Here is a 25706-nt window from a genome sequence, read left to right as displayed (position 1 = left end):
GCCAGTTGACCGAAGCACCCGGACCGGATCAAAGTGCCGCCCATTCAAATGGAGAGAAAAAATGTCCGATAATGTGGTTCTGGTTGGATGCGGCAATATGGGTTTTGCCATGCTTAAAGGCTGGCTGGACGCCGGGATATTGCAGCCTAACCAAGTCACTGTTGTCGAGCCAACCCCTGCCCTTCTCGAACGCGCTGCAAGTTTGGGCGTGAATGCTGTTGATGACGCATCAAAGGTTGAGGATGATCTCGCACCGCGTATCATACTTGTCGCGGTGAAGCCTCAGGTGATGCGCGACGTGCTTCCTTCCTATGCGCGATTTGCAGGAACATCGACCTTTGTCAGTGTGGCAGCGGGAATAAAAGTAGCATTCTTTGAAGAACATCTCGGCGCAAGCGCAGCGATCATCCGCACCATTCCCAATACGCCGGCAGCAATCGGCAAGGGCATGATAGTGACATTTCGCAATGCCCATGTCGCAGATGATAATGCAGCATTTGTTGACCGGCTGCTTGAAACCAGCGGCGCCGTGGCCGCAGTGGATGATGAAAGTCTGATTGATGTTGCAACAGCCGTTTCAGGATCGGGACCGGCTTATGTATTTCATTTCATAGAAGCGCTGACAGAGGCTGGTGTCCATGCAGGGCTTGAACGGAAGACCGCAGAAATACTGGCCATGCAGACAGTGTTCGGAGCAGGCGCATTGGCCGCTTCAAGCGAGGATACGCCGACAAAGCTGCGGGAACAGGTAACCAGCCCGAAGGGAACAACGGCCGCCGCCCTCGATGTCTTGATGGGTGCAGACAGGCTTAAAAACCTCGTGATCGAAGCGGTTTCCGCTGCACATAAGCGTGCTGTCGAATTGGGTAATCAGGCATAGAAATACGACCGGAAGTTTCCGGTCGTATTCACTGACTTTGCTGGAGGCAAAGAAATTTGGATTAGCTCGGCTTTTTGGTGACGAGCGTCAGCAGCCCTTTTGAATCGAGGCTGGCTATCACAACTGCTTCGGATGTGAGGCCTTTTTCCTTCAACGCGGATGTTACTTCCGGCGATTTATCGATGGAAGAACGCAGTTTCTTTACGTCTTCATCGCTGCGCTGAGCAACGGCATCGTTGACCTGCGTTTTGGTGGCATCCGGCAATTCATTGATATCGACAATATTGATGGTCGTGATCTGCGGTGCCCCTGTTTGAGCTGGCGCTTCAGGTGATGGAGCAGCAGCGTTTGGAGCGGTCTGCGTAGCTGTCTGGGCATAAGCGGCCGAAGTGGCCAAGGGGAATGCCGCGCAGAGCGCGAGCACTATCATCTTTCGCATCGTTTTTCCTTTCAGATGATTGGCGAACGATCATCTATTGATGATGCCCGCCACTTCACCTGCGAAATTCGATCTCAACCAGTCGATGGCCGGGTTTTTTCAAGGCAATATTGCGGCAAAAATGTGTCCGCCAATTATGCCAACAGACCAACTGGCGCGGGCGTACTATCATGTCCAATCATTGTTTTGGCCAGAATTTCATATGACCGCACCCGCGCCTTATGCTCGAAAATATGGCCCGTAACCATGATCTCATCGGCGCCGGTACGATGGATAAACTCTTCGACACCGGTCTTGATGGCAGGCGCGGCACCAACGACAGAACAGGATAGAGCTTGGCGCAGAATCGCCTTTGCATGCAGATCAAGCGTTTCTTCATATCCCTGAACAGGCGCTGGAAGCGGTCCGGGATTTCCGGTACGCAAATTTACAAAGGCCTGTTGCTGGGATGTTTGCAAAAGTTGGGCTTCTTCATCGCTCTCAGCGGCAAATACGTTGAGACCAAGCATCACATAGGGCTTGTCGAGATAGCGAGATGGCTCAAAACGCGCGCGATAAATTTCGATTGCGCGCTCCATTTCCGCTGGCGCGAAATGGGATGCAAAAGCATAAGGCAGCCCCAATGCGGCAGCGAGCTGAGCGCCGAAAAGGCTGGAGCCCAAAATCCACACGGGAACATCAAGTCCCGCACCAGGAACGGCTATGACGTGCTGGCCGGGTTGAGGCTCGCCAAAATAACTCAGCAATTCGACGACATCTTGCGGGAACCCATTAATATCCTGATTGAGATTACGGCGAAGCGCCTGAGCCGTGATCTGATCTGTACCCGGAGCGCGACCAACGCCAAGGTCAATGCGGCCAGGGTGGAGAGAGGCAAGCGTGCCAAAAGCTTCGGCGACCATCAAAGGCGAGTGGTTGGGCAGCATGATACCGCCTGCACCAAGGCGAATTTTGGAGGTCCCCGCCGCAACATGCGCGATCACAACGGCTGTCGCCGCACTGGCAATGCCGCGCATACTGTGATGCTCGGCAAGCCAAAGACGATGATAGCCAAGGCGCTCGGCATTCTGCGCGAGATCCAGTGAGTTACGAAGAGACTGCGCGGCAGTGCTGCCTGCTGCAATCGGTGAAAGGTCGAGGACTGACAATGGGATCATGAGCTGAATATAGGCCGCGACAAACGCTACACAATGAGGCCACGCGATTTCATGATTCACAAAAATTGAACGTCGATTAAATCGGGATCTTGTTGAATCCTGTTCTTATCCGACTGTGCCGCTGCGAGAGGAAGCCAAGCGCAACTCCATGCCAACAACGGGGCGTCTTTCCTGTGAAAGCTGTTCATCGGATTCGCGAATGGCGGTTTCAATGAAATAGGCAATCATTTCAAAACCCTCATCATCTGCAAGAGCGCATAACCGGGAAAGCTCTGCTTTCAGAACTTCCAATGTCTCGGTCCTCTTATTCATGCCTGCCGCTCCCACAACCCAAAGTTGCGGGACCCTAATACCACATTTGGCATTTTGAAAAGACTAAATCTTGCATGGACCACAGATTTCGTTAGTAATTTACAGTAAAATTAATTTCAAATTTTATCATGTTGCATGCAACCCTATGAGATCATTCAGTACCGTACTTGCTCAATTAAAAGCTAGACATTTGCACTTCAGGAGTTTCACACATCTTTTTTGATCCGGTCTTGGTGGCATTATCAATAATACCAGAGGCGAGGTCGGAAACGACTTCAACAGCGATATCTTCCGGCAAACCGGTCTCCGCCATGCCGGCCCGCATAGCTGCCTCACTTGCTTCAGTACCAGTACCGCAAATATAGGCCTTGGCTTCCAATACAGCCGCCCTTTGGAACTTCTTATTACTAATATCGCCGCCCTCACCTTCGGTTTCCAGAGACCCCTTGATGCTGAAAGCATGACTTGTCATAACAGGGGCAAATGCTAGAAACCCTGTCGTAAGCAATATCATTGATGATCTTAAAAGGTGCATGATTCGCCCTTTCCAGCCATATTCCAAAGCGCGGCAGTTTGCCGTTTTCAACCTCGTTAACCTATTATAAACGATGCGGAGCCGTTTGCGTTCCCCGAGCCTCTTCAACTGGCTGTGATGTCTCGCTTAAAACCAAGCAAAAATGTTGCATTGCACCAACTGCAATGCTGCTATGCAATATTGTCTGTATTAAATCACGGCGATTGAGTTATTTTCAGATCAGGAATTTTCGACAGCGTCACCTCCTCCCGACCCTGTCGAAACGGACGGTCTCTTCTCCTCCCAGAAGACCCTCCATAACCAACGAAACCCACCGCACCTCCTCCCGCGGTGGGTTTTGTTGTTTCTAGGCCTCAGGCTGCGCGGGCGCAGAACGGCCATCCAACTGCTAGCTTCCCATGGAATTGTTCAAAACCTTGCTTCTACAGTGGATTGTGCCAGTCAGGTCATTGCGGGATAGCAGCCACAATCGAAATTTCATTCTCGGATGCTCGCCCGGCTCTCATTCAAATAAAAATGCCGTTTCAGTTCTTGCGAAATGAAACGGCATTGTAATCAGGCCATAAAACGTATCAGGGCTTATAGCTTGCCCGTCTCCAGTTTGCGCCTTGCGACGCTCTCTTCGAGGGTCAATTTCTTTTCAGGCTTTGCACGTTCGGTAAGAGACTTCGGCGGCGGGACAAACGAGACGTCCTTGACCGGCGAATTGGCGGGAACGCCACCAGTCGAACCGGTTGTGCAACCAGCAACGACGATTGCCGAAAGAATAATCAAGGTAGGTGCAACTCGCATTCAACTTTCCTTTTGCATAAACCGCCATTGAGTGGCGCAGGCCTCAAGCGCTGCGAATTTGACATTTGCGTCCCATCCGGTCGCAAACTCTTATGCAAATGTCAAACCCGTAAACGCGGACCACGGTTGACCATCGAATAATGGCGATAGCGCGTCAACGAACAAGAATTGCCCGCAAATCGTTTACATTTGTTCCAGTGGGTCCGGGTACAAAAAGATCTCCAATGGCATCGAATGCCGTCCACGCATTATTGCCATTGAGATAGGCCGATGCGTCCTGTCCCTTTGCCAGCAAACGCGCCACCGTTGTGCTATCGGCAAATGCACCTGCATTGTCTTCGGAACCATCAATGCCGTCCGTATCGGCGGCAAAAGCACTGATGCCATTGGCGCCATCAATATCCATGGCGAGCGACAACAGGAATTCGGTATTGCGACCCCCTTTGCCCTTTCCGCGCACTGTGACTGTGGTTTCGCCGCCGGAGAGGATCACAACGGGTTTCGTAAAAGGCTGTCCTTTTGCAAGCACGTGTTTTGCAAGAGCCGCATGCACATGAGCAACCTCCCTCGCCTCGCCTTCTATTGCGTCAGAGAGAATGACGGCCTCGATGCCATTTTCCCGCGCAACTTTGGCAGCAGCTTCGAGGGAAACACCAGCCGATGCTATGACATGGTGTTCGTGACCTTTGAAAACAGCATCGCCTGGTTTTGGAGCATCCGCAGCATGTGATTGAAGATGCGCAAGAGCTGCGGCCGGCAAGTCGAGACTGTAGCGGTCCACAATTGCCAGCGCCTCTTCCCGCGTTGTTTCGTCCGGAACCGTAGGCCCGGAAGCGACAAATGCAGGATTGTCTCCGGGAATATCCGACACGACAAGCGAATATACCCGGGCCGGAAATGCCGCTGCAGCAAGACGTCCGCCCTTGATGGTGGATAAGTGCTTGCGAACCGCATTCATTGCCGAAATTGGTGCTCCTGAAGCCAGAAGAACCTTGTTCACTACAATCTCGTCCTCAATGGTCATGCCGTCCGGCGGCGATGGCAGCAATGCAGAGCCCCCACCCGACACAAGGGCGATGACAAGATCATCCGCCGTCAAACCAGACACGGTTTCCAGAAGACGTTTCGAGGCGACGAGACCCGCCGCATCGGGCACTGGATGGGACGCTTCGATAATTTCTATGTGCTCGCAGGCCACGCCAAAACCATAACGGGTCACGACCAGTCCTTCGATGGATGAATCAGGATATTTGGCCGTCCATGCTTTTTCAAACGCCCTCGCCATTTGCGCCGAACCTTTGCCTGCGCCGATTACAATCGTCCGGCCTTTTGGCCTTGGTGGCAGGTGAGATGCAATCACGCGCTCAGGATTGGCGGCGTCCACAGCAGCGCGGAATAGTTTGGTGAAAAACTCCTTGTCTCGCATGGGTGTCAAACTTCCAGATCGAACACAAAGACGCCGTCCGGACCGCCAATGGCTGAAGAGACGATGCGCCCGCCAATGGCTTGATGTTCCGGATGGATAAGATAGGCATCCCGCGCCGCGGCGTCAGCGAAATCAATCAGAAAGCCTTCGGTAAATCCTTTATCCATGCCCACCTCCGGGCTGACATTGACACCGGACCGGAAGGTCAGGGCGCCCGGCAGTTTCGCGCAGAGTATGGCGAGATCATCATAACAAGCCTGTCTATCCGACGTGGGAACCCCATCACGAAAACGGATAAAAACACAGTGACGGATCATGAAAACCTTCCTTCTGAATATTGGATGCGCATCCTGACGGGATTGCTGAAAATTGCGAGCAATATTTCACCCCCTCAACAAAACGTCAGGTCAAAATGCGCTCTACGGCCATTGCCATAGCGAGCAACCTGCGGTCGGTACCGTGCTGCGCCATGAGCATTAGCCCCGCTGGCAGTGCCATATCCGGCATCGGCAGGCTGATCGCGGTCAGATCAAACTGGTTGGCCACCTGCGTATTGCGCAGCAGCAGCGATTCTGTTTCCCGGTAGAAATTTTCATCGCTGACCGCCTCGATCGAAGGAGCCATAATTGGCACAGTCGGCAAAGCCAGAAAGTCATAGGCTCTCAATCGCTGATCCATTTCATGCATCAAAGACTGACGTTTCAACATGAGGTCGATGTAATCGGATTCGGACGTCTCCAACCTACGCAAGAGCGGACGCTGCACACGCTGGTCTACGTCCAGGCTTTCATCTCGCAACCATCCCGCGTGAATCCTGCTGGCTTCGATACCTGCAATCGATCCGACCAAGGTTGCTCGCGCCATGGCCTCAATCAGGTCATCTATCGAACAGTCGACAATCGTCGCACCGGCTTTTTCGCAGGCTTGAAGACTTAAATCGAATGCCTTTTCAATTTCCGATTCGATATTGCTGAATAATATACCGCGCGGCACGCCGATATGCAGGCCGGACAATGAGAACTGATCGAGGAGCTGCGGACGCTCACCCGCCAAGACCGAGTCGGTAGATGCGCAGTCTGCTACGTTTCGCGCCAAAGGCCCAATGGAATCCAGACTGGGCGAAAGGGGAAACGCGCCTTGCAGAGGAACGCGCCTGGCGGTTGGTTTAAAACCGGTCACGCCATTCAACGCCGCTGGAATTCGTATCGAACCGCCCGTGTCCGAGCCGATTGAAATTTCGCTCGTGCCTTCCGCTATCGAAATTCCAGCTCCGATAGATGAGCCGCCAGCCACGCGCGAAGAATCCATGGCATTGCCTGCTGTCGGATAGTGCGGATTCAAGCCTACTGCGGTGAATGCAAACTCGGTCATGAGTGTTTTGCCGATGATGACCGCACCCGCTGCGCGCAATCGCTGCACGATGAGCGCATCATTGGCCGCTGCCGCAGCCGTTTTCCGTATCACCGAGCCAGCCAAGGTGACCTCCCCGGCAACGTCGAACAGATCCTTGATGGAGACTATTCGCCCATCGAGCGGCCCAAGCGTTTCGTTCTTGCGGAAGCGACTGTCCGAGGCCTGCGCCTCCCGGCGCGCTGAACCGGCATAGAGGCGGGTAAAAACCCGCTCGTCTGCCTCACGCTCCATCAAGCGCGCAAGAATATGCTCAAGCCTTTGGGAGGCCGACGGATTTGGATTTGGCAAGAAAATATCCCGCTGGAAATGTTGCGTCACGCTTTCTATAGCGCGAAGACCTTGCGGGTTAAAGTCCGGTAACTTGCCATGCACCGAGTGCAAGGGTGCGTTGCAACATTCACAGTTTTAAATCGATATTATTTGAAGCAATCTACGCAACAGGGAGGGCAACAATAAAAGGGGTAAGAGCCATGAGCCTTCGCAATCGCATTCAGAAATATCGTCAATATCGCCAGAATCTCCATGAGCTGCGCCTGTGCAGCGATCGCAATCTTGCTGATCTTGGTATTTCCCGCGCCGACATCCGCCAGGTTGCCTGGATGGCGTGCAACTAATCAAACCCATAAAGCTTTAAAAAGGCGCCGTGGGCTTTGCTCCGGCGCTTTTTGTTGAGTTTTTGGTGGCACGACATCCGATGCATCGCATTGCACGGCGCACATCAAACCGGTACTAAGAAGCTCGTGGGACAATATCCGATGATCGGAGCCCGGGGTGAGCATTCTACAGTGATCAAAGCATTCATCATACATCTGGCACGGTCTACAGACAGACAGCAACAGGTAGATTTGCTTAGCCAAACGCTCCCTGTTTCGACCGATGTCGTCGACGCTGTCGATGCCAGAAAACTGACCGATGAAGATGTCCGCCGTGTCTACAAAGCCGGACTGCATGCTCCGCGCTATCCCTTTGATCTCAATATCAGGGAAGTCGCCTGTTTCCTGTCGCACCGGAAAGCATGGCAAGCGATCGTCGACCAAAATCTCACAGCGGGGCTGGTGCTTGAGGATGATGTTGCCCTGACGCCCGAATTTGCCGCGGCATATTCCGCAGCTGCCCAATTTGCAGGCCCGACGGATTTTATCCGCTTTCCATTCCGACCTCATCGCGAACAGGGGCCGGAGGTTTTTGCCGCCGACAACGCCCGCATTCTGCGCGCCAAACCGGTTGGGCTGGGAATGGTGACGCAACTCATCGGCCGTGAAGCGGCCAAACAATTACTGGCTGTCACCGAAACCTTTGACCGTCCGGTTGATACGATGTTGCAGATGAACTGGATAACAGGACTGTCCCCGCTCGCAGTCGTTCCTGGCGGCGTCAGGGAAGTTTCTTCGCAACTTGGCGGCAGCACAATTCAACAGAAGAAACCTTTGCTGGAAAAATTAAGGCGCGAAATATTACGGCCGATTTACCGAATGCGGGTCAACGCCTATTCTCGCGGCAAGGAGAGCTGACCGTGCCTGTACCAATTCTCCTATATCATCAGATCGCCACGCCACCGTTTCGCAAGACGCCCTTTAGAAGCATGATTGTAAGCCCGGAATCCTTTCGGCGGCAGATGGGCTGGCTCAAGCGATTGGGTTATCAAGGGCTCTCGCTGCGCGAAAGCTTGCCTTACATTTCCGGTCAGAAAACCGGAAAAGTGGCCGCTATCACCTTCGATGATGGCTTTACCAATGTTTATCAAAATGCCATGCCGATCCTGCAGGAATTCGGTTTCACCGCGACCAATTTTTTCGTCAGCAACCAGATTGGCGGCTCGAATGAATGGGATCGTCCGCTCGGTGTTTTACCAGCAACCTGCATGGATATCAGCCAGATAAAACAATGGCTTTCTTCCGGTCACGAAGTTGGTGCGCATACAATGGATCATGTGCATCTCAGTCAGATTCCCGAGACGCAGGCTTTCGAGCAGCTCTCCCTTTGTAAGGAAAAGCTGCAGGAGATCGTCGGCGACAGGGTCGAGACTTTTGCCTATCCCTATGGCGACCACAATGACAGGGTGCGCGAGCTCGTAAGGCAGGCAGGCTATATAGTGGCAGCAGGCACAGAACGGCGCCGCTCGACCGGCAATGACGATCTGATGAACCTGCCAAGGCTGACAATCCGCCGCGATGATACCTGGTTACACTTCGTCGCAAAGTGCCTGCTGCGCTAAGAACCCAGAGTCCAGTTATCCGCTTTCCAGAGCGGCAATCCCGTTGATTGCGCAACGTCCGGATCAGCGGTGTAAACAGGATGGCCAGCCCGAAGAAGTGCAACCAGCACATCATGATCAGTCTGACTATGCTGACGACCCAGATTGAGATTGTTGTAAATGTGCCCTTGGGACGCAGGATTGATGCCGGTGATGATAACGGCGCGAGCCCCACTGGCCAGCGCGTAAAGCACGGCAGTCACACCATTTGAGAATCTTGTTTCAAGATCGTCTTCAGTGTTCAGATAGCCCATAATGCGCTTGAACAATGCCATGCGTTGCAGCCTGTTCACGATATGCAGGTGGCGATAGCTGTAATTGAACGCAGCCAGCCCGTCTTCAAGCTCTTTCCTGCTCTGGGTCCAGCGCATCACATAAAGATGCCCTGTCGACTGGTCTTTCAATGCCTTGCGTACCGCCACGGCATTGTCATTGGTGCCATAGACCTGCCTGTATTGAAGGAAAGTCACATCGGGATCGGCCAGCCCCCAACCGGTCGACACCGATTGCGACCCGTTGATCGTAAGAAGGTGGTAATTGGATTGATGACCTTCCGGCAGATTTGAAACAGGCGCAGACCCCACAATCAAAACAGGATTGCGAAAGGGCGAAGGATAGTGAGGCGGGTGCGGGCGAAGCGCATAATAACCGACCCGGCGAATGAGTGATTTATAAGCTTTCAATTTTCAAACCCGATGCAAGAGACCCAATGGTACATAGGCTATTTGCAGGGTTCTGCCCATCCTCAGTCTGCATAAGTTTGAACAGGACGGCCGCTACACGCGCCATCTCATGGAAGCCCCAAAGTGTTGTTAAACCGCTTCGTTCAGTTTCACACGCTTTTCCAGCATCGCGATGCTCTCTTTTCGCTCGCTATAGCGATCTGTCAAATAACCGGAAACATCGCGAGTCAGCAGTGTGAATTTGACCAGCTCCTCCATCACATCCACCACCCGATCATAGTAGGCGGAGGGTTTCATGCGACCGTTTTCATCAAACTCCTGATAGGCCTTCGCCACAGAGGACTGATTGGGGATAGTGATCATTCGCATCCAGCGTCCAAGCACCCGCATCTGATTGACCGCGTTGAAAGACTGGGAGCCGCCCGAGACCTGCATGAGGGCAAGCGTGCGGCCCTGCGTCGGACGGATTGCTCCCATTGCGAGCGGTATCCAATCAATCTGCGATTTCATGACGCCTGTCATTGCGCCGTGGCGTTCTGGACTGGTCCAGACCTGGCCTTCGGACCAGAGTGATAATTCCCGCAATTCCTGAACTTTTGGATGATCGACCGGTGCGTCGTCCGGCAGTGGCAGACCGGAAGGATCATAGATCCGCGTTTCGGCACCAAAATGCTCAAGCAACCGGGCTGCTTCCTGCGTCAGGAGACGACTATAGGCGACTTTGCGCAATGAGCCATACAGCAGAAGAATGCGTGGACGATGCGTCGACATCGGAGCACTGAGCTTTGCGGACTCTGGGAGACGCAGAGCCTCCGGATTTGTGTTCGGCAGATCAGACAAGGCGATTTCCTTCCGCATCTATAACGACTTCACCGTCTTCCTTGGTGAAGGGGCCTTGTTGCGCAGGTAAAATATCCAGCACCCGTTCAGATGGCCGCGCCAAACGCACGCCGAGATCCGTTACAACGAAAGGGCGGTTGATCAGGATCGGCTGTGCTTCCATTGCATCTAATAATTGCTCATCCGTCAGGGATGGATCGTCAAGACCAAGCTCGGCGTAAGGCGTTCCCTTCTCGCGAATAGCCTCACGCACCGTCAAACCGGCTCGCTTGATCATGTCTTTGAGTTCTTTGCGGCTCGGCGCTGTCTTCAAATATTCAATCACGACAGGTTCAATGCCCGCATTGCGAATGAGTGCCAGCGTATTGCGCGACGTGCCGCAGGATGGATTGTGGTAGATGGTGACGGTCATCCGACTGTCCTTTCAATTTTCTTGAGATTTTGAACGGCGGCACCGCTTTCGTACCAGCCCTTGCTGCGATTTACGATCCACACGACAGACAGCATGACGGGCACTTCGATCAACACGCCCACAACTGTGGCAAGGGCCGCACCGGAATTAAAGCCAAACAAACTAATGGCGGCTGCAACGGCGAGTTCGAAGAAATTGCTGGCGCCGATCAGCGCGGATGGCCCTGCCACGCAATGCTGTTCCCCGCTTATGCGATTGAGCAGATAGGCAAGTCCCGAATTGAAATAGACCTGAATGAGGATGGGCACTGCCAGCAAGGCAATAATCAGCGGCTGGGCTATGATCTGCTCACCTTGAAAACCGAAGAGCATGATGAGGGTTGCTAAAAGCGAGACCAGCGAAATTGGTTGCAAGATACCAAGAACGCGTTCGAACGCAGCATTGCCGTGTCCCAGCAACTGGCGGCGGGCAAACTGCGCAATAATCACCGGAATAACAATATAAAGCACCACTGACAGGACAAGCGTATCCCAAGGCACGGTAATTGCCGAAAGGCCGAGCAGGAGGCCGACAATGGGAGCAAAAGCCACGATCATGATCGTGTCGTTCAAGGCAACCTGCGACAGGGTGAAATGCGGCTCGCCTTTTGTAAGGTTAGACCAGACGAATACCATTGCTGTGCATGGAGCCGCTGCCAGAATGATCAGACCGGCAATATACGAGTCGATCTGCATTTCAGGCAAATATGGCCGAAACAGCCAGCCGATGAATAGCCAACCGAGCAATGCCATGGAAAACGGCTTGACCGCCCAGTTGATAAATAGCGTGACGCCGATACCACGCCAGAACTGTCCTACATGGCCAAGCGAAGCAAAATCAATGCGCAGCAGCATGGGGATGATCATCAACCAGATCAGTACTGCCATCGGAATATTGACCTTGGCATATTCCGCCGAACCTATGGCCTGGAAAACGACTGGAATGAAATGACCAAGCGCAATGCCGACGACAATGCACAGGGCAACCCACACGGTGAGGTAGCGCTCGAAGATAGACATTCTGCTTTTCCTTAAAGAGAGACCGAGCGCACCATCAAGGTAGCGGTTGAAGGGCAAAGACCAGAGGCTTGCGGTGTCGCCAGAATCTCGGGGGGCGCTTCGCTTTTGGCGATGGTCTTGAAACCGAGCTTGTTGAAAAATGGCGCGGCTCCCATTGTCAGCAAATATCCAGATTCTGCACCCGCCACCTCGGCGTAGCGCAAAAGCGAGCGCGTAATGGCAGTGCCGTAACCGGACTTCTGCATGCCTTGCGGGACTGTTATTGAACGTAACAGAGCACTCTTGCCATGCAATTCGATTCCACCAAACCCGGCAGGCTCACCCTTATCATCCGTGAAGCGAAAAAATGTGCCTCCGGACTGCAACAGATCGTCAATCGGCAGCGAGGCTTCCTGCAGCGCTTTTGCCAATTCCTCATCGGACGACAGAATCGATTCGGCAATGACGGAGCGGGCGGAGTTTCCAGTGCACTGGATCGAGACATTGGAGATACGGTCAGCCATTGAAGGTCTCCTTGGGCGGGCAACAGGGAACGATATCCGCAAGCAGTGGCGCGCAAATGTCCGGATGTCCGGCACAGCAATCTTTCAGAAGATAATTGATCGCTCCGCGCAGGCTTTCGAAGTCCGCACGATAGATGATGGATCGACTTTGCCGTTCGGAGGAAATCAAGCCGGCCCGGGAAAGAATGCCAAGATGAGTGGACATGGTGTTTTGCGGCACATTGAGTATCCGTGAAATTTCACCCGCAGGAATGCCGTCAGGCTCATGCATAACGATAAGCTTGAACGCATCCATCCGCGTGGTCTGGGCCAAGGCGGCGAAGGCATCGATTGTGCTTTCTTTTTCCATATATCGAGATATACGGATATAATTGCTTGCAGTCAATTGATTTTGCTGATCAACGAGAGCAAACTTGCTCTAGTTGCAGCATGTGGACGATGCACTGCTCGAGCCACAACAGCTGGTGGCAGCAACTTGCGCCGCACGATGTCTCGGCTTGCAGATCGCCGGACGAGCAACCAGGTTCAACACAAGCCGTTCAGCCTCAAGGATCAACGTGCTCGCGTCGAATATTTGCATGGGCATATCTGGCAGCCCTACTTCGAACGTCAGGCGAGCATCGGCACGAAGCTCGACCTTCTTTCCTACCAGGCTGAGGATGCTGCTGAATTTTTCCACAGTCATAAAGTCTCTACCCTGTTCCGACGGCAAGTCTTCTACCTGCAGGACCGATTCATGCCAGCTATCGGGATTGCCACCGCAGTCCAGCGTTACAAACGAACCTGCCTTCACCTCTGTAACATGATATCCGGGCTGGATGGTCCTCCCTGCATATTCAATAACAAGGGGGCGTTCGTGATAGGGTTCGAGCGCTGACAGCAATGCATGAAGTGAAGCATCGCCATGAAAATCTATGAGTATAGGGCTGGTAACGGAGTTCATGATCATATAACCTCATTTCAACATCTTTTGAGATATTGAGGTAATTATGAATGAATTGCAAGCCCTTGACGCATTTGCGTCGCTCTCACAAGAAACCCGGTTGAGGATTGTGCGCCTGCTGGTCAAGGCTGGCCCGGAGGGAATGCCTGCCGGAGCGGTAGGCGACGCTATGGGAGCATCATCGTCCAAGATCTCGTTTCACTTGAGCCATCTGGAGCGCTCTGGCCTGATCCAGTCACGGCGCGAGGCGCGTTCCATCATTTACAGCGCCGTCTATCCCGCGCTCTCCGGGTTAATTGAATTCCTGATGAAAGATTGCTGTCAAGGACGGTGCGACCCAGTCGAGAAAAATTGCGCTGATACCTGCACCGACTGAGCCGCGTACCCGTTTGATCCAAGAGGTCCAGAATGTCCGCTTCCTCCCATCGGGACTACCTCGTCGTTGCCGTTCTCGGCCTAACGCAAATTATCGGCTATGGCACGCTGTATTATAGTTTCAGTGTACTTGCCCAAGCTATGGCGGAAGATTTTGGCTGGCCACCGGAATGGGTTTTTGGCGTTTTCTCAATTTCGCTTCTTGCAGGTGGATTGGCCGCTCCAGTGGCGGGCGGCTGGATAGATCGCCACGGAGCAGGCAAAGTCATGAGCTGGGGCACCATTGGCGCAGTGACGGCATTGATCGCCTGCGCGATTGCCCCAAGCCCCATGACCTTTACTGCTGGATTGATAACGATAGAGCTTGCCTCCACCTTCGTTCTCTACAATGCCGCCTTTGCTGTATTGGTACAGATCAACCCTGTCACCGCACCACGGGCGATCACTTATCTCACGCTTATCGCAGGCTTCGCTTCGACAATATTCTGGCCCTTGACCTCAGCGCTCCACGCGTCTTTGTCGTGGCGAGAGGTCTATATCGTCTTTGCCGCGCTCCATATAACTTTCTGCCTTCCAATACATGTCTGGCTGTCCTGCCTACCCGCCAGATCGAGGGCAGATATGTCTGGTGAGGCACCGGCAACGCCCTCCGTCGAGGGCAGCCTTGCTCAAGACCAGAGACGATCAGGCTTTATCCTGATGTCCATGGGACTCGCCCTTGTAAGCTTCGTTGACGCAGCAATTCTTATCCACATGTTGCCGATGTTGACCTCATTGGGAATTGGAAGCACAAGCGTCCTGATCGGAACATTGTTTGGCCCCGCTCAAGTTGCCAGTCGACTATTCAGCATGTTCAGCGGCAATCATATCCCACCATTGGGTCTGGCGCTGATCTCAGCACTGCTCGTGCCTGTGTCCGTTTTCATCCTGCTGTTGAGCGGCTCATGGGTTCCCGGGTCCCTTGCATTTGCTATCATTTTTGGTTTGGGAGCTGGGCTTGCCAGCATCGTACAGGGAACGCTGCCGCTCGCTCTCTTCGGCAGCTACGGTTACGGACAACGCGTCGGAAAGGCCACCGCAATTCGCTTGGTTGCGACTGCCGCGGCGCCTTTCACATTCGCATTTATCATGCAACATTTTGGTGTTCGAGCCGGCTTGATAGCCTTTGCGGTACTTGGATTAACGGCCGTCATATCGTTCGCCGCTCTCGGCAGGCAGGGCCATGGCGTTTTTGCCAAGAAATCAGCCCGCAAACCTCTATCTGACTTGGCTGAGTTGACCAGTATTCCCGATTGACGACCGGCTTCTTCTCCCTATAGATTGACGATATCGAAAATCGCTATTGTGAGCCGAATAACTATAGCCGGGCAAACATGGAACATCAGGATTTACTCAGCGGCCTCATCCGGCTCCACGTCTTGCATCACGCAGTCGAAGGGGAACTTTACGGTCAATGGATGATCGATGAGCTTGCCCATCATGGGTATAGGCTGAGTGCGGGCACGCTTTATCCAATGCTCAAGGCCATGGAAAAGAAGGGCTATCTTGTGTCAGAAAATCGGCGCGACGGACGTACGGCCCGTAAATTTTACCGTGCCACCCCTTTGGGACGCGAGGCATTGGAAATCGCCCGTCTCAAAGTAAAGGAACTCTTTGGAGAAATGATTTCTTAGAGCTCTGGAAAAGAGCGCCCTTCCATCCGCAATAAGGAACTGCTGAGTGACCATGGTCGAACCCACCCCCATCGCTTCCGCCATGAACCGGATTGTCGAAGTATTCATTGTGTTCCTGAAACTCGGCCTTACCTCCTTTGGCGGGCCCATTGCCCATCTTGGCTATTTTCGAGAGGAATTTGTAAATCGCCGCAAATGGTTGACCGATGAAGCCTTTGCCGACGTGGTGGCCCTATGTCAGTTTCTGCCCGGCCCTGCTTCCAGTCAGGTTGGCTTCGCTATCGGAACATTCCGGGGTGGCGGGGTATTGGGAGGAATCGCAGCCTGGACGGCTTTTACGCTCCCTTCCGCGATTTTGTTGATCGCATTTGCTTATGGAGCAGCAAATTTTGCGGGGCCAATCGGTCAGGGCATTATCCATGGATTGAAACTTGTCGCCGTCGCCGTTGTAGCACAGGCAATCTGGGGCATGGCTCGTACGCTGACACCTGATAAAACCAGAATCGCCATTGCGCTGGCCGCAATAGCTGCAGCAGTTTTCCTTAGCAGCACACTCGGACAGATAGGCGCGATTGCAGGTGGCGCATTGGCCGGTCTGTTCTTTTGCCGCAATACCGATACTCAAGACACACATCGTCTCGGCTTTTCCGTTACCAGGCGCAGCGCCATCCTGGCCCTCATTCTGTTTGCGGCTTTGTTTGCTCTTCCTGTGATATTGCCAGATAGCTTGCACAGCCAAGCGATCTCGCTGTTTGACGCGTTCTACCGTTCTGGCGCGATCGTCTTTGGTGGCGGCCATGTGGTTTTGCCACTGCTCGAAACAGCGGTCGTGGCTCCCGGCTGGGTGAGCCACGAGGCGTTCCTTGCAGGTTATGGGGCAGCACAGGCGGTTCCCGGGCCGCTTTTTACGTTTGGTGCCTATCTTGGCGCAATTGTGAGTTCACCGCCCAACGGGCTGCTCGGCGCGCTTATTGCAGTGATTGCATTATCTCTGCCGGGATTGCTTCTTGCCTATGGAACCTTGCCGTTCTGGGACGACCTCAGACGCGTCCCCTTAGCGCAAGCAGCCATGAGAGGCGCCAATGCCGCTGTGGTGGGGATTCTTGCAGCTGCATTCTATAATCCTGTTTGGACGAGCGCAGTTTTCAAGCCATCGGACTTCCTGCTGGTGACAGCCGGATTCCTGTTTCTGACGATATGGAAGATCCCGCCTTGGATTGTCGTAGTCGCTCTTGCCATTGCTGGCGCGATCATGGGCGCTGCGTAGACTTCAGTCGTTACAAGAAAAGTGGCCCCCATTTGGGGCCACCTAACATTAATTTGACGGATCAGATACCGCGCAGCATCTTGCAAAGAGCGACAAGCCCGCCGTCATAGTTCATTGCATTAGCGGAAATATCGCGGCAACGCACCTTCAACTTCGTGCGCTCGGTTGCACTCAAGCTGGCGAACCGGGCGGATACCACACGGGCATTCAGGCGCGTACCGGGACTGACAGAAGTTCCCCTGGGAGTCACTCCAGCAGTGGTCCTGGTGCCGGGATTTATGCCACTGCCAGGATTAGTGATGGTGTTACCAATGCCGACGCCGACGCCGGCATTTATGCCACCTGCCCCACCAACGCTTAAGCCCGCCCCTGCACGAACCCCGCCAGTGACACTGGCGCCCACTCCGGCCGTAACACCACTGGTGCCGCCAACATTCGCTCCCGCGCCGACCGCCGTTCCTCCGGATCCGCCGATCGAAGCACCCGCGCCTGCATTTACGCCGCTTGCCCCACCAACGTTTAAGCCTGCACCTGCATTGATCCCGTTATTGACAGAAGCTCCCACTCCGGTCGAAATACCGCTCGTGCCGCCGACATTTGCTCCAGCGCCGACCGTCGTTCCTCTGGATCCGCCGATTGAAGCGTCCACTCCAGCCTTGATGCCGCCGAGATCTGCACCGACGCTCGCACCGAGGCCGCCATTGCGCGAGCCACCGACGGAGATACCGCCTGCAAATGCTGGAACAGTAAGTGCTGTTATGATGACAGAATATGAGAGTAACTTGGTAACATTGGTTATAATTCTAGTCATTATGTCCTCCCTTATCCCAATTTTCAAACCAATGTGAAATACAATGGCAGCTTGGGTTGGAGAATAGTATTCATTATTTATTTCAAAATTACAAGTAAATCTAATACTAAGCTAATTACTATTCATAATACTATTAAAAATTCAAACAAAACTCTAACTCATCCAACGGGATGCGAAAACAAACAACACACTACTCAAGCATTAGTTACAATTTTATCAAAGTTGAAATGGCCCTCCATTCTTTTATGCCCATTCTATACTATTTTTTAACTTGCGCTTAAAAATATTTGCAATCATCTGTCCAGGAGAGCTTCACCACAATTCGCACGCCATTGGTTCGATTGTGGGTCACTGGAGTCGCAATGATCTGACGGACTTTGAGTGGCACGTGATCGAGCTGCCGCAAACGAACTAAAAAGGGAATAAAAGTGTCCAGCTTTTCCCAGTGGTGTGCGTTTTAAGGCCACTTGGGCGAAAATAATCATCAACAACAATGGGTAAAATGAGAAGTGGTGCCCAGACGCGGATTCGAACCACGGACACGCGGATTTTCAATCCGCTGCTCTACCAACTGAGCTATCTGGGCACTTTTGGCTGCCAAAGTTGGCAGGCCATTCCGACGCGTTGGTTTTCGTTGGAAGCGGGTGGGTTATAACACTAAAAATCCTGCTGTCCAGCATCAACTAAGGATTTTTTCGCCGTTTTTCTGCCTCTTGCAAAGGGCATAGATCGATGCGTTCTTGATGGGGTTACAGACAGGATTCGTTTTATATGATTGATACGGGGGATAAAACCGCCAAAGCGACGCCTTTTGGCTGGGGCATTCTTGGCAGCGGTCAGACTGCTGGACAATTTGCCGCTGATCTGGCGTTGGTGCCCGGCGCGTCGCTTGTGGGTAATTTTTCGCGGACAACAGCCAATGCAAAACGGTTTCAAGAAAACTTTGGCAGCAAGCGTGCCTATTCCGACATTGATGCATTTGTAGCCGATCCCGAGATTGATGCGGTTTACATTGCAACGCCAAATTCGGTCCACGTGGCGCAGGCTCTCAAATCCATCCGCTCAGGCAAAGCGATTCTGACGGAAAAGCCGCTCGCGCCTTCCCACACGGAAGCCTCCGTCATCGAACGGGAAGCCACCCGCGCCGATGTATTCGCCATGGAAGCGATGGGGACAAGATTCCTGCCAGCAATCGCGGCCGCAAAAGCCAAAGTGGATGCCGGAGAAATCGGAGCAATCCGCAAAATTACCGCCGAATTGGCCTATGAACATCCATATGATCCCAAGACGCGCTATTTCAGCAGATCATTGGGCGGCGGTGCCAGTCGGGATCTCGGGATCTCGTGTGTTTCCTTGGCAATGTTTTTCCTTGGTCAACCACAAAAGGTTTCGGGGCTGTGGCATGCGGCCCCAAACGGCATCGACATAAGTTCTGAAATCGTGCTGCATTATGATCATGTGAAAGCAGAACTTTCCTGTGGCTTCGACCGAAATGGCAAGAATCATTTTATCATCGAGGGCACAACCGGCACGATTCGGCTGAATGCTCCGTTCACCGAGGCAAGGGAATTGACGATCTACCAGGGGTTTTCCCGGCAAGCGCTGTTCAGCCCTCTATCAGGCCCAGGCGGAACTATCGGAAAAATACTGGATCGCCTTCCTGTGCCGGGCCGGACTGTTGAGGAATACGATTTTGACGGCAATGGCCGCCAGTTTGAAGCAATTGCATTGATGGATGCTATGAGGCAGGGCAAAACCGGCTCTGCTATCATGCCGATAGCAGATAGCATAAGCTCATTGCGGGCTATCAATATTGTATTGTCGCAGCCTGCAACGCAGCGGGTGATAAGACTTTAGAGCTCGTCAGCCCTCCGGGCCAACAGCTACATGTCTTCTTCGCCGTCGCTGTCTTCCGAGCTTTCGACGGCGGGCAATATATAGGCGCCCGTCAGCCAACGATTAAGGTCTACATTGCGGCAACGTGACGAGCAGAATGGATAGTGTTCACGTTGGGATGGCCGCTTGCATTCGGGGCAAGGACGTGTCGGTCGCAGGGGCGTAACATTCGCCATACTGTTTTTGTTGTCAGTCACTATTGCAGTCCATTGGAAACATATAGTTGCTAGTGGCCTGAGGCCTGCCAATTGGCATAAACGGGAAACCCTTCACCCTGCAAAAGGTTCAAGGTTTCATAAAGCGGCAAGCCAACAACATTGGTGTATGAGCCGACCAGCTTGATAACGAAGCTGCCCGCCAAACCCTGAATTGCATAGCCGCCTGCCTTGCCGCGCCATTCGCCTGACGCAAGATAGCTTTCCAGCTCCTCCCGCGAAAGCCTTTTGAAGCGAACGCGGGTTTCAATGAGGTCCTGACGCAATTTTCCTGCCGGCGTTATCAGGCAAAGGCCCGTATAGACACGGTGGGAGCGACCGGACAGCAGACGTAGGCATGCGGTCGCATCATCAAGTATTTCCGCCTTCGGCAAAATGCGCCGCCCGACAGCGACAACCGTGTCAGCGCTAAGGATATAGGCCTTGCCAAGCTCGGCACTTCCCTTCAGTTCTGCGGCAACTTTTTCCGCCTTCAGGCGGGAAAGCCGACGCGCCAACGAACGCGGATGCTCCGCCCGTAGCGGCGTCTCGTCCACGTCGGCGGGCAGCAGACTATCCGGCTCAATACCGATCTGACCAAGCAGCGACAGGCGGCGCGGCGAACCGGAGGCAAGAACGAATTTGTGCTGATCGCTCATAAAGAGAATTCCTGCGGACAGGCTGAAGGACGTTTACTTGAAACGGTAGGTGATGCGACCCTTGGTCAGGTCATAGGGGGTCATTTCAACCAGAACCTTGTCGCCTGCCAGAACGCGAATACGGTTCTTGCGCATGCGCCCAGCCGTGTGAGCAATGATTTCATGATCGTTTTCGAGCTTTACCCGGAACATCGCGTTGGGCAACAGCTCCGTCACGAGGCCAGGAAACTCCAGTACTTCTTCTTTCGCCATGCGTAGTTCTATCTCCAGAAATTGAATTTGCGGCCGTGTTCGACCGCAATTTTGCGCGGAACCTATAGTATTGCGTAGCATTTGTGAACAAGGGAGTTCGATCCAATTGTACGGACGCACAAGAGTATCAAGTCAATGGACCGAAACGATCCTCAATATGTTGTTTCAGATGATCCCGAACATCACGATAAGCGTCCAGAATCTGATCCCTGCGACCGCGCACCAATGTCGGGTCAGGCGTGGGCCAATATTCCACATGCACCGACGTCGTCCGGGTCAGCTCCAGAGCCATATGGTGCGCCTTGGGTGATAATGTAATAATCAGATCGAAATAATCGTCTTCAAGCTCCTTGAAGGTGCGCGGCGCTACGGACAGCCGCTTCAATCCGATTTCTTCGAGCACGGCATCCACAAAGGGATCGGGATCGCCCTTTTCAACGCCCGCTGATGCCACATAGACCTTTGACGGCAGTATTTTTCGAGCCAGTGCCTCGGCCATGGGAGAGCGAATGGCATTCATGCCGCATATGAAAAGAACGGCGCCCGGAATCCTCGGTTTGCCACCTGCCGCATCATCCGGCAGATGGTCGGGCATTCCCGGCACGGGTGCGCCTATCCCCGCCAATGGAGCACACATACCAGTGTAAAAAGCCGGCGGGCAGTGTCGAAATCGACATCTATCTTGCCGCCAAGTCGATCCATCAGAGCCTGCGATCCCTCGTTGTGCAGCCCTCGCCGACCCATATCGATGGCTTCGATCTTGCTCGGGCTGGATGCGCGAATGGCATCATAATAGCTTTCGCAGATAAGGAAGTAGTCCTTGATGACCTTGCGTAAAGGCGTGAGCGAAAGGATGTGCGTGACAACATCGTCGCCGCTTTCCCGTGAAATCGCAAAAATTAGACGTGATTCGACCAAAGAAATCTTCAGCTTGTAGGGCCCTGTCCCCTCATCGCTGACAGGACGGAAACTATTCTCTTCGATAAGGTCAAAAATTGCGACCGCTCGTTCATGCTCGACGTCGGGTGTTGAACGGCCGATCGTGTCGTCCAGTTCCACATCGATCAATCTCGCATCACTTGCCGTCATCAGATTCCTAAAGGTTCAACCGGATTGCAACCGAATTGCCATGCGCATCAAGCCCCTCCGCACGCGCCAGTTCAATCGCTGCCGGTCCCAAGGCACGCAGTTGCTCAACGCCAAGCCTCAGAATGGAGGTTCGCTTGACATAGTCAAGCACGGAAAGCCCCGAAGAAAAACGGGCTGAACGGGCTGTGGGCAAAACATGGTTGGAACCACCAACATAGTCACCGATGACTTCCGGGGTATAACGGCCAAGAAAGATCGCGCCTGCATTGCGGACGCCGGCCAAAAGCTCTTCTGTATCGGCGGCTGCAATCTCCAGATGCTCCGGCGCGATGCGGTTGACCAGAGGCAAGGCTGACGGCAAATCATTGACCAAAATGACCGCGCCATAATCCCGCCAGCTCTCGCTCGCGGTCTGGCCGCGCGGCAATGTCTTGAGTTGATGCTCGACAGCGGCCATGACCGCCTCACCGAAAGTCTCATCATCCGTTATGAGAATTGATTGCGCGGCGCTGTCATGCTCGGCCTGAGCCAGCAAGTCAGCAGCGATCCAATCCGGATTGTTATCAGCATCGGCTAAAATGAGAACTTCGGATGGGCCGGCAATCATGTCGATACCGACAGTGCCGAAAACTCGGCGTTTGGCAGCAGCCACATAGGCGTTTCCGGGGCCGACAATCTTGGCGACCGGCGCAATGGTTTCCGTGCCGTAGGCAAGTGCCGCAACCGCCTGCGCGCCGCCCACACGGTAAATCTCGGAGACGCCAGCAAGACGCGCTGCAACCAGAACCAGCGGGTTGAGCTTGCCGTCTGGTGAGGGAACCACCATGACAATGCGCTCAACACCCGCCACTTGTGCCGGAACAGCATTCATCAAGACAGAACTTGGATAGCTCGCAGTACCGCCTGGAACATAGAGCCCGACTGAATCAATTGCGGTCCAGCGCGAGCCAAGTTCAACGCCCAATGCATCCGTATAACGGTCATCCTTGGGCATTTGCCTTGCGTGGTGGGAATGGATGCGATCACGCGCAAGCTTGAGTGCCTCCACCGTTGCTTGCGGTGCCGATTCCATGGCCGCATCAACCTCGTCCGCAGAAATGGCGATACCATGTTGCGCCAAATCTATACGGTCGAATTGCTTCGAGTAGTCGATCAGCGCTGCATCACCATTGGTGCGAACATTCTTGATAATCGTCTCGACCACGCGGTCAACATCTTCGGAAACCTCGCGCTTAGTCGAAAGAAATGCGGAAAAACTCTCGTTAAAGTCAGAGTCAGACTGTTTCAGCACAATTGCCACGATACATATTCCTTAGGGTCAGAAGCTAGACTTCATGCTCTGGACGCGATTGTGTTTCCCAGGCCGGGCCCAAATCCGCCATTTGGGCTTCAATAGCTTCAACTTCGAGACGCAAGGCTTTATTGGCGGCAAAAACCAGCTCGATAAACCCGGATGGAGCCTCGGTAACGATGAAACGAATTGCCAATACGGAAAGAACGTCATCCGGATAATGGCGGTCGATGCCCGTGGCTTTGAGACTCAAGACCTGACCAAAATGGAGTGCTGTGCGCCGACGCTCGAAACTGCGATGGCGCTTGCCATCATCGGCCAGTTCCCAGACGAAGCGATTGACGCCAAGTACCAGCTTCTTTTCCGCTGCCAGATAGTCGATATCGCTGACTTTAAGCACGGAATCCTGCAGATGCGCAGATAGGATTTGCAGATCTTCCTCATCAAGCGCGATGAGTTTGAGAGTGTCCATGTCTACCCTTTGCCTTAATTTGCGGGATCAGGGCTTCCGGTGGGGAAGCCTGCTCTCTTCCCTGTTAGAGGAAAGCGAAGGCAAAGGGAATTATGCAAGATGCATAATCGACGTGGAAATTCCGGATGATCAGTCGCTGATGCGCTCAACCACCGCACCGCAACGTGTCAGCTTTTCTTCGAGACGCTCAAAACCGCGGTCGAGATGATAGACGCGATTGACCGTCGTCTCCCCTTCGGCCGCAAGACCGGCAATAACCAGCGAAACAGATGCACGCAGATCTGTCGCCATGACCGGCGCACCGCGTAGGCGCTCAACACCCTCGATCTTCGCGGTCTGACCTGACAGCGAAATTTTGGCACCGAGCCGAGCCAATTCCTGCACATGCATGAAGCGGTTTTCAAAGATGGTCTCGGTAATATGGGACGTGCCCTTGGCCTTGGTCATCAGGCCCATGAACTGCGCCTGCAAGTCGGTCGGGAAGCCCGGGAATGGCTGCGTCGTCACATCGACGGGCATGATGCCGTGGCCATTACGCACAACGCGCAAGCCGGAATTGGTTTCTGAAATTTCAACGCCGACCTGGCCGAGCGTTGCGAGGGCAGCAGTCAAAAGATTGGCATCGGCGCCTTCCAGGATGACATCGCCACCCGTCATGGCGACAGCCATGGCATAGGTTCCTGTCTCGATACGATCAGGAATGACGCGGACGCGCGCGCCGGAAAGACTTGTTACGCCCTCGATTGTGATCGTCGCCGTGCCAGCGCCGCTGACCTTTGCACCCATGGCATTCAGGCAGTCAGCCAGATTGACGACTTCGGGCTCCTGTGCGGCATTCTCAATGATTGTTTCGCCTTTGGCGAGCGTTGCTGCCATCATCAAAACATGGGTTGCACCGACCGATACTTTCGGGAACACGTAGCGCGCGCCGACAAGACCGCCCTTCGCGCTGGCTTTGACATAGCCGTTTTCAATCTCGATATCGGCACCGAGAGCGCGCAGGCCATCAATGAACAGATCAACCGGCCTGGTACCGATTGCGCAACCGCCCGGCAAAGAAACGGTTGCAACGCCCATACGGGCGAGAAGCGGCCCGATAACCCAGAAACTTGCCCGCATCTTGGAGACAAGCTCATAGGGTGCTACGGTATCGACGATATTGCGTGCAGTAAAATGGATCGTGCGTGAATAAGCGCCGTCCTGACGCTCGCGGCGTCCATTGACGGAATAATCAACCCCGTGATTGCCAAGGATGCGGATAAGCTGCTCGACATCCGCCAGATGCGGCACGTTTTCCAGCGTCAGCGTGTCATCGGTCAAAAGAGAAGCAATCATCAACGGCAGGGCCGCATTCTTGGCGCCCGAAATAGGAATGATGCCGTTGAGCTTGTTACCGCCAACAATCTTGATGCGATCCATAATTTGTCACTTTCGCGGGGGAAATACCCGTCCTGTCGTTAAAGGCCCTTTGCAGAGCGGGTTCATTTAAACCATCACGTGTGCTGGTTCAAGAAAGGCTTGTCATTCCTGTGCATAACGCTGATCTTCGAATCGGCTTTACACAGATCTTTCGATCTTGATTGTGAGTGCGTCGTTTCTGCGTCAAAGAAGGAGAGGCAGAAAAATAATGCTCTATTTTTCGCTATCGGCTGACTCATTTTGCGACGCCGCGGCTTTCAAACCTTCATCGCGCCCATCTTCAGCGCCTGAGCGGCGCGATCTCGTCTGCTGTTTGCGCCGCGCAAGATTTGCGCGCAGTTGTTCCGAGCGGCGTTTTTCCCGCTCCTCTTGTTCGCGGCTCGGGTTTTTGGGCAATAAGGACATTGGTTTTATCCGGTATTTTGACCAGTGCCGACAGCAATCTGCCGGTAGCCAGCCTATGTTTTTTGCTCTCTATGGATATTTTACCCAAGAGATTACGATTGCTTGCTTGCGATTTCAGCAATGATATGCCAGAAGTCCGCCGCGTTCGCAAATCGGCTGCGGTAGCTCAGTGGTAGAGCACTCCATTGGTAATGGAGAGGTCGAGAGTTCAATCCTCTCTCGCAGCACCAGCCCATCATGTTGATTTGATGGAATT

General features: G+C 53.6%; 34 protein-coding genes and 2 tRNA genes. 10 read left to right on the top strand and 26 right to left on the bottom strand.

From position 1 onward, the window contains the following. Positions 1-61 precede the first annotated feature (61 nt). Positions 62-880, top strand: coding sequence for a pyrroline-5-carboxylate reductase (gene proC, locus V9K92_RS06550; RefSeq protein WP_337353614.1), 819 nt, complete (start codon positions 62-64; stop codon positions 878-880). A gap of 61 nt (positions 881-941) precedes the next feature. Here the strand turns inward: proC and V9K92_RS06545 are convergent, their stop codons facing one another. The 8 genes from V9K92_RS06545 to V9K92_RS06510 form a co-directional block, all read right to left on the bottom strand. Then, entirely contained in the window at positions 942-1319 is a 378-nt protein-coding gene (locus tag V9K92_RS06545; RefSeq protein ID WP_115051269.1) for a hypothetical protein, read from the bottom strand. 134 nt (positions 1320-1453) lie between these two features. After that, on the bottom strand, positions 1454-2476 hold the full coding sequence (locus V9K92_RS06540; protein WP_337353931.1) for an LLM class flavin-dependent oxidoreductase: 1023 nt from the start codon (positions 2474-2476) through the stop codon (positions 1454-1456). A gap of 105 nt (positions 2477-2581) precedes the next feature. After that, on the bottom strand, positions 2582-2788 hold the full coding sequence (locus V9K92_RS06535; RefSeq protein WP_115051270.1) for a hypothetical protein: 207 nt from the start codon (positions 2786-2788) through the stop codon (positions 2582-2584). A gap of 175 nt (positions 2789-2963) precedes the next feature. Further along, complete coding sequence (locus V9K92_RS06530; RefSeq protein ID WP_336440591.1) at positions 2964-3374, bottom strand: hypothetical protein; 411 nt, start codon at positions 3372-3374, stop codon at positions 2964-2966. A gap of 528 nt (positions 3375-3902) precedes the next feature. Further along, entirely contained in the window at positions 3903-4115 is a 213-nt protein-coding gene (locus V9K92_RS06525) for a hypothetical protein (protein WP_115051272.1), read from the bottom strand. A gap of 154 nt (positions 4116-4269) precedes the next feature. Then, positions 4270-5541 (bottom strand): glycerate kinase type-2 family protein, encoded by a 1272-nt coding sequence (locus V9K92_RS06520; protein WP_443094446.1) that lies wholly within the window; start codon positions 5539-5541, stop codon positions 4270-4272. Between the two features lie 5 nt (positions 5542-5546). Continuing rightward, entirely contained in the window at positions 5547-5858 is a 312-nt protein-coding gene (locus V9K92_RS06515) for a Dabb family protein (RefSeq protein WP_115051274.1), read from the bottom strand. Positions 5859-5943: 85 nt separating this feature from the next. Then, complete coding sequence (locus V9K92_RS06510; protein ID WP_337353612.1) at positions 5944-7242, bottom strand: amidase; 1299 nt, start codon at positions 7240-7242, stop codon at positions 5944-5946. 182 nt (positions 7243-7424) lie between these two features. On the opposite strand from V9K92_RS06510, the gene V9K92_RS06505 reads away from it, so the two are divergent. The 3 genes from V9K92_RS06505 to V9K92_RS06495 all read left to right on the top strand — a co-directional run bounded on the left by V9K92_RS06505 (position 7425) and on the right by V9K92_RS06495 (position 9169). Further along, positions 7425-7568 (top strand): DUF1127 domain-containing protein, encoded by a 144-nt coding sequence (locus V9K92_RS06505; RefSeq protein ID WP_336440595.1) that lies wholly within the window; start codon positions 7425-7427, stop codon positions 7566-7568. 141 nt (positions 7569-7709) lie between these two features. Beyond that, positions 7710-8465, top strand: coding sequence for a glycosyltransferase family 25 protein (locus tag V9K92_RS06500; protein WP_337353611.1), 756 nt, complete (start codon positions 7710-7712; stop codon positions 8463-8465). A 2-nt stretch (positions 8466-8467) separates the two neighbouring features. Continuing rightward, positions 8468-9169 (top strand): polysaccharide deacetylase family protein, encoded by a 702-nt coding sequence (locus V9K92_RS06495; RefSeq protein ID WP_336440597.1) that lies wholly within the window; start codon positions 8468-8470, stop codon positions 9167-9169. On the opposite strand, the gene V9K92_RS06490 is transcribed toward V9K92_RS06495, so the two are convergent. The 7 genes from V9K92_RS06490 to V9K92_RS06460 all read right to left on the bottom strand — a co-directional run bounded on the left by V9K92_RS06490 (position 9166) and on the right by V9K92_RS06460 (position 13653). Next, entirely contained in the window at positions 9166-9891 is a 726-nt protein-coding gene (locus V9K92_RS06490; protein WP_337353610.1) for a membrane-anchored protein, read from the bottom strand. The two genes, V9K92_RS06495 and V9K92_RS06490, sit on opposite strands and share 4 nt — an antisense overlap. Before the next feature lie 129 nt (positions 9892-10020). After that, positions 10021-10749 (bottom strand): arsenical resistance protein ArsH, encoded by a 729-nt coding sequence (arsH, locus tag V9K92_RS06485; protein WP_115051280.1) that lies wholly within the window; start codon positions 10747-10749, stop codon positions 10021-10023. Continuing rightward, positions 10724-11143: an arsenate reductase (glutaredoxin) gene (arsC, locus tag V9K92_RS06480; RefSeq protein ID WP_337353609.1), complete on the bottom strand. Its 420-nt coding sequence runs from the start codon at positions 11141-11143 to the stop codon at positions 10724-10726. Before arsC ends, arsH begins: the two co-directional genes overlap by 26 nt. Further along, complete coding sequence (gene arsB, locus V9K92_RS06475; RefSeq protein ID WP_337353608.1) at positions 11140-12201, bottom strand: ACR3 family arsenite efflux transporter; 1062 nt, start codon at positions 12199-12201, stop codon at positions 11140-11142. Before arsB ends, arsC begins: the two co-directional genes overlap by 4 nt. A gap of 11 nt (positions 12202-12212) precedes the next feature. Then, the gene (gene arsN2, locus V9K92_RS06470) at positions 12213-12704 is read right to left on the bottom strand and encodes an arsenic resistance N-acetyltransferase ArsN2 (RefSeq protein WP_337353607.1); all 492 of its coding nucleotides are present in this window, start codon (positions 12702-12704) and stop codon (positions 12213-12215) included. Beyond that, positions 12697-13053 (bottom strand): metalloregulator ArsR/SmtB family transcription factor, encoded by a 357-nt coding sequence (locus tag V9K92_RS06465; protein WP_115051284.1) that lies wholly within the window; start codon positions 13051-13053, stop codon positions 12697-12699. The genes arsN2 and V9K92_RS06465 overlap by 8 nt, the downstream gene beginning before the upstream one ends. A gap of 69 nt (positions 13054-13122) precedes the next feature. Further along, on the bottom strand, positions 13123-13653 hold the full coding sequence (locus tag V9K92_RS06460; RefSeq protein ID WP_337353606.1) for a DUF6428 family protein: 531 nt from the start codon (positions 13651-13653) through the stop codon (positions 13123-13125). Positions 13654-13693: 40 nt separating this feature from the next. Here V9K92_RS06460 and V9K92_RS06455 point away from each other — a divergent pair, with 40 nt between their 5' ends. The 4 genes from V9K92_RS06455 to chrA all read left to right on the top strand — a co-directional run bounded on the left by V9K92_RS06455 (position 13694) and on the right by chrA (position 16962). Beyond that, on the top strand, positions 13694-14023 hold the full coding sequence (locus tag V9K92_RS06455) for an ArsR/SmtB family transcription factor (protein WP_307282780.1): 330 nt from the start codon (positions 13694-13696) through the stop codon (positions 14021-14023). Between the two features lie 32 nt (positions 14024-14055). Further along, a complete protein-coding gene (arsK, locus tag V9K92_RS06450; RefSeq protein WP_337353605.1) occupies positions 14056-15318 on the top strand; it encodes an arsenite efflux MFS transporter ArsK in 1263 nt (420 codons plus the stop codon). 77 nt (positions 15319-15395) lie between these two features. Beyond that, entirely contained in the window at positions 15396-15695 is a 300-nt protein-coding gene (locus V9K92_RS06445) for a PadR family transcriptional regulator (protein ID WP_307282771.1), read from the top strand. Positions 15696-15747: 52 nt separating this feature from the next. Further along, positions 15748-16962 carry a chromate efflux transporter gene (gene chrA / locus V9K92_RS06440; RefSeq protein WP_337353930.1) on the top strand — a complete coding sequence of 405 codons (1215 nt, stop codon included), beginning with the start codon at positions 15748-15750 and terminating at the stop codon, positions 16960-16962. A gap of 61 nt (positions 16963-17023) precedes the next feature. On the opposite strand, the gene V9K92_RS06435 is transcribed toward chrA, so the two are convergent. Both V9K92_RS06435 and V9K92_RS06430 read right to left on the bottom strand, forming a co-directional pair. Next, the gene (locus V9K92_RS06435) at positions 17024-17773 is read right to left on the bottom strand and encodes a hypothetical protein (RefSeq protein ID WP_337353604.1); all 750 of its coding nucleotides are present in this window, start codon (positions 17771-17773) and stop codon (positions 17024-17026) included. A gap of 510 nt (positions 17774-18283) precedes the next feature. Next, positions 18284-18359, bottom strand: a tRNA-Phe gene (locus V9K92_RS06430). A 185-nt stretch (positions 18360-18544) separates the two neighbouring features. Between V9K92_RS06430 and V9K92_RS06425 the strand changes: the two genes are divergently transcribed. After that, the gene (locus V9K92_RS06425; RefSeq protein ID WP_337353603.1) at positions 18545-19630 is read left to right on the top strand and encodes a Gfo/Idh/MocA family protein; all 1086 of its coding nucleotides are present in this window, start codon (positions 18545-18547) and stop codon (positions 19628-19630) included. Positions 19631-19656: 26 nt separating this feature from the next. Here the strand turns inward: V9K92_RS06425 and yacG are convergent, their stop codons facing one another. From yacG to V9K92_RS06380, 9 genes are all read right to left on the bottom strand, one after another. Beyond that, positions 19657-19866, bottom strand: coding sequence for a DNA gyrase inhibitor YacG (yacG, locus tag V9K92_RS06420; RefSeq protein ID WP_443094445.1), 210 nt, complete (start codon positions 19864-19866; stop codon positions 19657-19659). A gap of 29 nt (positions 19867-19895) precedes the next feature. Beyond that, on the bottom strand, positions 19896-20522 hold the full coding sequence (locus V9K92_RS06415) for a Maf-like protein (protein ID WP_336440607.1): 627 nt from the start codon (positions 20520-20522) through the stop codon (positions 19896-19898). A gap of 33 nt (positions 20523-20555) precedes the next feature. Beyond that, positions 20556-20774, bottom strand: coding sequence for a translation initiation factor IF-1 (gene infA / locus V9K92_RS06410; protein ID WP_008122731.1), 219 nt, complete (start codon positions 20772-20774; stop codon positions 20556-20558). Positions 20775-20901: 127 nt separating this feature from the next. Beyond that, positions 20902-21369, bottom strand: coding sequence for an arsenate-mycothiol transferase ArsC (locus V9K92_RS06405; RefSeq protein ID WP_115051291.1), 468 nt, complete (start codon positions 21367-21369; stop codon positions 20902-20904). A gap of 17 nt (positions 21370-21386) precedes the next feature. Then, entirely contained in the window at positions 21387-21863 is a 477-nt protein-coding gene (locus V9K92_RS06400) for a UPF0262 family protein (protein WP_115051292.1), read from the bottom strand. 7 nt (positions 21864-21870) lie between these two features. Further along, a complete protein-coding gene (hisD, locus tag V9K92_RS06395) occupies positions 21871-23163 on the bottom strand; it encodes a histidinol dehydrogenase (RefSeq protein ID WP_337353602.1) in 1293 nt (430 codons plus the stop codon). A gap of 25 nt (positions 23164-23188) precedes the next feature. Beyond that, positions 23189-23626 (bottom strand): DUF2948 family protein, encoded by a 438-nt coding sequence (locus V9K92_RS06390; protein ID WP_115051294.1) that lies wholly within the window; start codon positions 23624-23626, stop codon positions 23189-23191. Positions 23627-23755: 129 nt separating this feature from the next. Further along, the gene (gene murA, locus V9K92_RS06385) at positions 23756-25045 is read right to left on the bottom strand and encodes a UDP-N-acetylglucosamine 1-carboxyvinyltransferase (protein ID WP_115051295.1); all 1290 of its coding nucleotides are present in this window, start codon (positions 25043-25045) and stop codon (positions 23756-23758) included. A 213-nt stretch (positions 25046-25258) separates the two neighbouring features. Further along, a complete protein-coding gene (locus tag V9K92_RS06380) occupies positions 25259-25450 on the bottom strand; it encodes a hypothetical protein (protein ID WP_115051296.1) in 192 nt (63 codons plus the stop codon). Between the two features lie 155 nt (positions 25451-25605). Between V9K92_RS06380 and V9K92_RS06375 the strand changes: the two genes are divergently transcribed. Next, positions 25606-25680: transfer RNA gene (locus V9K92_RS06375), tRNA-Thr, on the top strand. Positions 25681-25706 lie beyond the last annotated feature (26 nt).

The sequence above is a fragment of the Phyllobacterium sp. CCNWLW109 genome (assembly GCF_037203905.1).
GTDB classification, from domain to species: Bacteria; Pseudomonadota; Alphaproteobacteria; order Rhizobiales; family Rhizobiaceae; genus Phyllobacterium; species Phyllobacterium ifriqiyense.
The sequence above is the reverse complement of the archived record's forward strand: the minus strand, read 5'-3'. Positions and strand labels throughout refer to the sequence as shown.